This is a genomic window from Rheinheimera sp. (assembly GCF_036568245.1).
Classification (GTDB): Bacteria; Pseudomonadota; Gammaproteobacteria; order Enterobacterales; family Alteromonadaceae; genus Alishewanella.
Genome location: NZ_DATCSY010000198.1, coordinates 1 through 7,607 on the forward strand (window position 1 = coordinate 1; position 7,607 = coordinate 7,607).

Annotated in this window: 7 protein-coding genes; 5 read left to right on the forward strand and 2 right to left on the reverse strand. The window is 47.4% G+C overall.

Annotated features, from left to right (window positions below; all coding sequences use genetic code 11):
* The coding region (locus VIN66_RS08950) for a U32 family peptidase (protein WP_331923657.1) at positions 1-672 on the forward strand (672 nt) is incomplete at its 5' end.
* A 36-nt stretch (positions 673-708) separates the two neighbouring features.
* Positions 709-1,245, forward strand: a complete 537-nt coding sequence (mog, locus tag VIN66_RS08955; RefSeq protein ID WP_331923658.1) for a molybdopterin adenylyltransferase — start codon at positions 709-711, stop codon at positions 1,243-1,245.
* A gap of 2 nt (positions 1,246-1,247) precedes the next feature.
* Here the strand turns inward: mog and VIN66_RS08960 are convergent, their stop codons facing one another.
* Both VIN66_RS08960 and VIN66_RS08965 read right to left on the reverse strand, forming a co-directional pair.
* Positions 1,248-2,984, reverse strand: a complete 1,737-nt coding sequence (locus VIN66_RS08960; RefSeq protein WP_331923659.1) for a protein kinase domain-containing protein — start codon at positions 2,982-2,984, stop codon at positions 1,248-1,250.
* A 28-nt stretch (positions 2,985-3,012) separates the two neighbouring features.
* Positions 3,013-4,509, reverse strand: coding sequence for a NarK family nitrate/nitrite MFS transporter (locus VIN66_RS08965; protein ID WP_331923660.1), 1,497 nt, complete (start codon positions 4,507-4,509; stop codon positions 3,013-3,015).
* Between the two features lie 307 nt (positions 4,510-4,816).
* Between VIN66_RS08965 and VIN66_RS08970 the strand changes: the two genes are divergently transcribed.
* From VIN66_RS08970 to VIN66_RS08980, 3 genes are all read left to right on the forward strand, one after another.
* Positions 4,817-6,130, forward strand: coding sequence for a nitrate/nitrite transporter (locus VIN66_RS08970; RefSeq protein WP_331923661.1), 1,314 nt, complete (start codon positions 4,817-4,819; stop codon positions 6,128-6,130).
* On the forward strand, positions 6,130-7,332 hold the full coding sequence (locus VIN66_RS08975) for an NnrS family protein (protein ID WP_331923662.1): 1,203 nt from the start codon (positions 6,130-6,132) through the stop codon (positions 7,330-7,332). The genes VIN66_RS08970 and VIN66_RS08975 overlap by 1 nt, the downstream gene beginning before the upstream one ends.
* A 113-nt stretch (positions 7,333-7,445) precedes the next feature.
* The coding region (locus VIN66_RS08980) for a putative zinc-binding protein (protein WP_331923663.1) at positions 7,446-7,607 on the forward strand (162 nt) is incomplete at its 3' end.

Here is a 7,607-nt window from a genome sequence, read left to right on the forward strand (position 1 = left end):
TCTATGACCTTGTATGAAGCGCCCGGCGAACTACGGGAGTTACGTAAGTACATTGATAACGGTGAATTTTTAGTTGAAGCCAACGATGTCGGCGCTATCAGTATGTTGCAGGAAAAAAACCTGCCGTTCGTAGCGGGCGCGGCGATTAATTGTTACAACCAGCATACTTTGCGTCAGCTTATCAGTATGGGACTTAGCCGCTGGGTTATGCCGGTAGAACTGTCAGGTCAGTGGCTTGCAGAAATACTAAGCCAAAGCGTTATTGCTGATATACGCTGCTGTTTCAATACCGAAGTATTTGCCTTTGGCCACTTGCCGCTGGCCTGGAGCGGCCGCTGCTTCACTGCCCGCTCAGAAAATCGCAGTAAGGATCAATGTGAACTATGCTGCATTAATTATCCTGCCGGGCGCGAGGTAAAAAGCCAGGATGGCACAGACGTGTTTGTACTCAACGGTATTCAGACCCAATCAGGCTTTCGCTACAATTTAGTCAACCAACTCAATACTATGGCGGATACAGTTGATATAGTGCGGTTAAGTCCCCAGGTCGAAGGTACCTTTGACTGGCTGGCGAAATTTAAGGCCAATATTAACGGTGCCGCACCGCAGCAACTTAGTGCAACCGACAGTAATGGCTTCTGGTTAAATTTAGCCGGGATGGCGACTGGTTAGCAGGGTTGACCGATACAGCACAACACAGGAACTCCAATGACGACACTACAGGCCAAAATTGGCATTGTTACCGTAAGCGACCGCGCCAGTGCCGGTATTTATGAAGATATCTCAGGTAACGCTATTATTGATACGCTAAAAGATTATTTAACCAGCGACTGGCTGGCCGAATACCGGCTTATTCCGGATGAGCAGCCGTTAATTGAGCAAACATTGCGCGAGCTGGCCGACATACATGGCTGTTGTTTAATCGTCACCACCGGCGGCACCGGCCCGGCAAAGCGTGATGTAACACCTGAAGCGACCGAAGCAGTATGTGACAAAATGATGCCTGGTTTTGGCGAGCTGATGCGCGCTGAGTCACTAAAATACGTGCCAACCGCCATCTTGTCCCGCCAGACAGCAGGTTTACGCGGAAGCAGCTTAATTATTAACCTGCCAGGTAAACCCAAAGCCATTCGTCAGTGCCTCGATGCCGTGTTTCCGGCAGTGCCTTATTGTATCGATTTAATGAACGGGCCTTACCTTGAGTGCAATGAAGCGGTGATTAAAGCATTTCGGCCGAAAAGCTGACATTAGCGCCGAAGCAAAAACAGCCATACCACCAGCAACAAGGTAATAAACCAAAAGCCGGATAACAATTGCCAGAACAGCAACGGGTTGGTTTTGTGCTCTTGCTTTACTTCTTCGTGCAAAAATGCCGGATTGGGTTGCTGTAAATCAGTCAATAGCTGGCTGATACTCTGATAGCGCTGTGATAAATCCAGGCTGACACCTTTTTGCAGTGCCCGATCAAACCAGGTAGGGATCACTGCATTAAATTGACTTGCATTGTGATATCGCAGTTTATCGTAGTCCGACGCTGTGCGGCACTCTTCGACTGCGTTGCCATAAGGTAAATGACCGCCGCTGAAGAGTTCATAAGCTATAGTGGCCAGTGCATAAATATCGCCCTGTACGCCAGAATTGTGCCCTAGCAAGTAATGCGGATCTGAATAAGCTGCGGTTCCCAGAGCAGCCTCATGTTGCAAAGGGCTGTATATTTCAGCCAGTCCGGCAATAAATACCGAACCAAAATCAACAATTTTTAATCTGCCATCTGACAGATACATAATGTTGCCAGGCTTTAAATCCTGATGTATCGCGCCCATGCGGTGAAAAGCGGTAAGCCCCCTGGCAATCTGTTTTACTAACTGTATCGCTACAGCTGGTTTTAATGGCTTAGGTTGTTGTTCAAACCAGCTTTCCAAACTTTGCCCCGGTAAATATTCCATTAAATAATACAAGAAGCTGCGCGGCCTTGTTTGTCGAATCACGCTGACAACATATTCTGATGAAATTCGAAGCCCAATCCATTCTTCACGGACAAATCGATCAATATAGGCCGTATCATCCTCATAATTTAACGAAGGACACTTAAGCACAAACTGAATTTGATTTTCTTCGTCTTCAACCAGATATAGATGGCTGCGGCTGCTGGCAAACAACTCTTTGACGACTTTATAGCCATCTAATTTCATACCTACCGATAATGCCGGTGGAAAAGGTAAACGGTTCAGATGCTCGCTCAAATCTTCCAGACTTTGCGTTGCCACCGCACTGACCTCTACCAGAATGAGGCTGACATTATCGTCAGCGCCGTTGGCTAAAGCCTGTGTTTTAAGTTGCTGAGCGGTAGCTGCCAAATCTGAGGCTTTGGTAACCACAGCTTGTAGTATGTCAGGCCTGATAAAATCGGAAATACCATCTGAACAAAGCAAAAATCTGTCGCCGGGTTCTATCTTTACACTTCCTGTTTGCAGTTCGATTTTCGCGTCCATGCCCAATGCCCTGGCCAAAAACTGGCGTTGGCCTGACAAGGTAGTCGTGTGATCAACACTCAATTGACTAAGAACACCAGCGCGCCAGTGATATAAACGACTATCACCAACATGAAAAAAGTACGCGGTTTGCGATTTTAGCACCAGAGACGTGAAAGTGGTCAGATAGCCTTTTTGCTCATAGGTAAACTGATGACTCAATGCATACAACTCGTTGTTAATGGTTGCTAACAACTGCTGCGCACTATAAGAGACAGACCAGCTATCCGGCGTTTGATAGTACTCTTTACAAAACCGTTGTACAGCCGTAACACTGGCCTGCTGTCCTGCTTCTGCAGTGCTAACACCATCGGCCAGAGCAAAACAAGCACCTTTAAACGTTAACAGGTGAGCATCGCCCGGCACTTCCATTGCGATAGCGTCTTCATTCGCCAATTTAATGCCGGCATCAGTCACACCACCGTACTTAAGCTGCAATTGTGCTGCACTCACCTGTATATCCTTAAGTATTCCTGTATCACTAACCGACATTAATACGATGCACTGTACCGTCTTCGCCGACCTCAACAATATGGCCTTTCGGGTCTTGCAGAAACATTACTGCAACAAGACCAATTAATGCTGAAGCAGAAATTACATAGAAGAACATGCTATAACTGACATAACTTAGCACCGTCAAGTACACTACCGCACCTACGTTACCATAGGCGCCAGCCATACCAGCAATTTGCCCTGTCATACTGCGTTTAATCAACGGCACTATGGCAAATACAGCACCTTCACCGGCCTGAACAAAGAAACTACATGCCATGGTGGCCAACACGGCAAGCGGGATCCACCAGTGGCTGTCCATCATGCCCATTAAAAAGTAACCTGCGGCCAAACCACCAATTAAAATAAGCATGCTTTTGCGCCGGCCAAATTTATCAGAGAACCAACCGCCCATAGGCCTTGATACCAGATTCATAAAGGCAAAACCCGATGCCAGCAACCCCGCTTGTACTGCGCTTAAACCCTCGAACGTTTCCAAAAAGTACAACGGCAACATAGATACCACAGCCAGTTCAGAACCAAAGGTGGCAAAGTAGGCGATATTTAATATGCCCACCTGCTTAAAGCTGTATTTATCTGTCTCTGGTACCCCTGCACGCAGATGCTCAACGTTAATCCGCCAGGTTTGCTGTGTTTGCACCACAAAAAGAACTATCAAGCCTGCCCAGAGTGCATACATCATATCTACCGAATATAAGTTCACACCTGCCGGTGACAAGCGCCAGGCCAGCATTGCCAATGCCAGATACATAGGGATATTCATCACGATTAAACCGTACAACGCTCCCCAACTGGTTACCAACATGGCGCCGGTTTTTTTAGGTTTAAAGTACACAGAGCCCTTAGGCGTATTGCGGGCAAATTTATAAAATACCAAGGCATACACGGCGCTGATTACACCCACTGAAGCTATGGCGTAGCGCCAGCCATCTTCACCACCAAAGGCTAATGCCAAAGCTGGCAAAGTCATCGCTGCGGCTGCCGAGCCAAAATTACCCCAGCCACCGTAAATGCCCTCCGCAGTGCCAACCTGATGATGTGGAAACCATTCTCCCACCAGGCGAATGCCAACCACAAAGCCGGCGCCGACAAAGCCCAGTAGAAAACGGAACAGTGCCAGTGCCGAGTAGGTATCAGCAAACGCAAAGCCGATACACAACAGTGCAGAGATAAACAGCAACAAAGAGTACATGATGCGCGGACCATAACGGTCAACCAGCATGCCAACCACTATGCGTGCAGGAATCGTGATAGCGACGTTTAAAATAAGCAGTGCTTTGATCTGAGTGTCACTCAGTGCCAATGCCTGTTTTATATGAATTAGCAGTGGTGCGTGCGCAAACCACATTACAAAGGTCAGAAAAAATGCAAACCAGGTCAGATGCAGCATTTTTATCTTTTGATCAGCCAAATTTAGCAGGTTTAACCTACTGCCAGCGTGTTGTGCTAAAGCAGGGCCAGCCATAACATCCTCCAAGGGATCAACATTAAATTGCTGCAAGTGTAAACAGACCAATAGGCAAAATCATTGATGTAAGACAATGCAAAAATCTATTTTTAAGCAATAAAAACAACGTGATACCTATTAGTAGGTAGTCGCAATATTGCCCCCAACGCCCAACACTTCAGAGCGACATACCTACTTCGGTGTAATAGCAATTCGATTCTTCGGTGTTTTAACGCTTTTGAGGTACACCTTCGTTGTCGCTTTTTTACGCTTGCATTAGCGCTACACTGCTAATTGAAAAAGAATTCTGTTAAATGGGGTATTGATGACAGTCCCAACCTCACTGACGCAAGCCACCTATAACGGGGCAAACCGGGCATTACTACTGGCAACGCTGGCGTTCTCTGCTTGTTTTTCTGTCTGGACACTCTATGCCGTAATGGGGATAACATTACGCCAACAACTGGCATTAAGTGCTACTGAATACGGTATTTTGCTCGCAGCACCAATTCTTACCGGCGCCATATTCAGGCTCCCCATGGGTATGCTGGCAGACAGTTTCAGCGCCAGAAAGCTATGGCTATTGCAGATGCTGGCGGTGATCCCTGCACTCTTGCTGCTACCGTTTGCCGACAGCTTTAGCAGCTATTTGTTGCTTGGCTTTTGGTTTGGTATCAGCGGAGTTTCCTTTAGTTTGGGTGTGCGTTATGTAAGCCAGTGGTTTGCCTCGAGCCGTCAGGGGCGCGCTCTTGGATTGTTTGGCATAGGCAACGCTGGGGTCGCCATTACCTTTGTTTTGGTGCCGTTTGCGATTGAATACGCGGGCTGGCAATGGGTTGGCCCGATATATGGCGCAGGTATGCTTGTGATCAGTCTGCTTTTCGCATTATTGGCGCCTGCTGAACCTATATTGCAAGAGGCGTGGATCAATAAAAAAAAGCTGAAACAGCTATACAAAGATGCCCGTATCTGGCGCTTTTCATTGTATTACTATTTTGTCTTTGGTAGCTTTTTAGCTCTGTTACTGTGGTTACCGCAATACTACATGCAGGCTTACAGTATGAACGAGCAGCAGGCTATGGCATTTACGCTGTTTTTTGCGGCTACGTCTTCTATGGTTCGGGCACTGGGAGGTTGGTTTGCTGACCGTTATGGTGGCCGAGCGGTCAATTGGAGCGTGTTTTGGGTATGTATAGTGTGTTTGTTTTTTCTAAGCTACCCCCCAACGACATTAGTGATCCACGGTTTGGAAAAAGATGTGCACCTTGAAATCAGTATCAATGTCTGGTGGTTTACCTTGCTCATTTTCATTATCGGTGTAGCACAAGGTTTTGGCCGTGCAAGTGTTTACAAGGTAATCCACGACTACTACCCAAATCATATGGGCAGTGTCGGCGGTTTTGTCGCCGCTATAGGAGCGCTCGGTGGCTGTACACTACCAATATTGTTCGGAGTCGCTCAGGATATACTGGGCATAGTTACCGGTTGTTTTATGATTTTATACGGTGTTTTGGCAATTTGTATGATTACGATGTTTTTTGCCAATCAGGCTGCGCAGTACCAGCAAAAGCTCGCTGCAGCACGTTCAGACAACTTCTTGCTTGATGATAGAGACGCTTTAAACTGCGAGGATAAATAATGCAAATTACCGATCTGGCAACAGAACAAAAGCTGCTACCACTTTTACGCCAGGCTTTTCGTCCTATGTTCTTATTTGGTGCCATATTCAGCACTGTCGCCATGTTACTGTGGGGGCTGACGCTAGCAGGCCAGATAAAACTCACGCCCTTCGCCAATGTGCTTTTTTGGCACAGCCATGAAATGTTATTTGGTTTTGTCAGTGCTATCGTTATCGGTTTTTTGCTCACGGCAGTACAAAACTGGACCGGGCTTAGGGCACCACATGGAAACAGCCTGCTTTTTATCAGTCTACTGTGGCTAAGTGCGCGACTGCTGCTGTTGTTCGGCCAGGACTTACCACTGTACCTGGTCGCCAGCGTCGATCTCAGTTTTCTCCCCGTATGCGCGTTTTTACTGGCCCGGCCTCTAATACAGGTTGGGCAACAACGTAATTTGTTCTTTGTGCCGGTACTGTTATTACTTACTGCCTGTAACGCGTTGATGTACATTGGCGTTTATACAGAACGCTACGATTTCGTGCAGTTAGGCAGCCAGAATGCGGTCTGGCTTATCACCTTGCTGATGGCAATAGTTGGCGGCAGAGTACTGCCAATGTTTACTGCCAACGGCACCCAAACCAAAAAGGTCGAACCCATCCTGTGGCTGGATCGCCTGGCTCTTGCTTCACTGTGGCTGATTTTTGTTGTTCACTTTTTTGCGTTAAACCGGTATTTACCGACTGCAACACTCAGCGCTCTGTTTGCGGTTAGTGCAATATTAACCTCCTGGCGTTGTCTGCGCTGGAAAATCTGGACCACCTTCAAAGTGCCGCTACTGTGGTCACTGCATTTAGCGTACTGGTGCATACCGTTGGGCCTTGCATTATACAGCGCTCGTTATGCCGGTTTTAATATCAGTAACAGCATAGCGCTGCATGCGTTAACTGCCGGTGCTATGGGTAATATGATTTTAAGCATGATGGCAAGAGTTTCCCTGGGACACAGCGGGCGAATGCTCAAACCTCATACCGTAATGTCTTTGGCATTCTTGTTGGTATTGGCAGCTGCAGTTAGCCGCACCGCTCTGATCTGGCTGTTTCCATCACACACCATGCAGTGGTTATGGCTTGGCGTCGGTGGTTGGGTGCTGGCTTACCTGCTGTATGTGTTGGTATATTTTCCGGTGTTAACCACTCCGCGGGCCGATGGCCGTCCGGGTTAACACCGCTGTTACCTCTGAATAGGTAACCGTACAGCGGCTTTGATATACATCAATAATTCAACCGGCACGGCATCTACACTAAGGCCATGTTCACCACATGACAGGGTCTTAGTATGGATGATGATTACACAGATAAACCATTGGTATATGCCTGTTCAGGTTGCTCTAATGTCGCACAGTTAGCAAACGATTTGGCGGTAGTGCTCGACCGCGAAGGATCTGCACAAATGTCCTGTATTGCCGGCGTTGGCGGTAAAGTAAAACAATTGGTCAAA

Bases quoted from the DNA above. Each gene is read 5' to 3' on its own strand.
- VIN66_RS08975 (WP_331923662.1), top strand. From the start codon at position 6,130: ATGCAAATTACCGATCTGGCAACAGAACAAAAGCTGCTACCACTTTTA.
- mog (WP_331923658.1), top strand. From the start codon at position 709: ATGACGACACTACAGGCCAAAATTGGCATTGTTACCGTAAGCGACCGC.
- VIN66_RS08965 (WP_331923660.1), bottom strand. From the start codon at position 4,509: ATGGCTGGCCCTGCTTTAGCACAACACGCTGGCAGTAGGTTAAACCTG.
- VIN66_RS08970 (WP_331923661.1), top strand. From the start codon at position 4,817: ATGACAGTCCCAACCTCACTGACGCAAGCCACCTATAACGGGGCAAAC.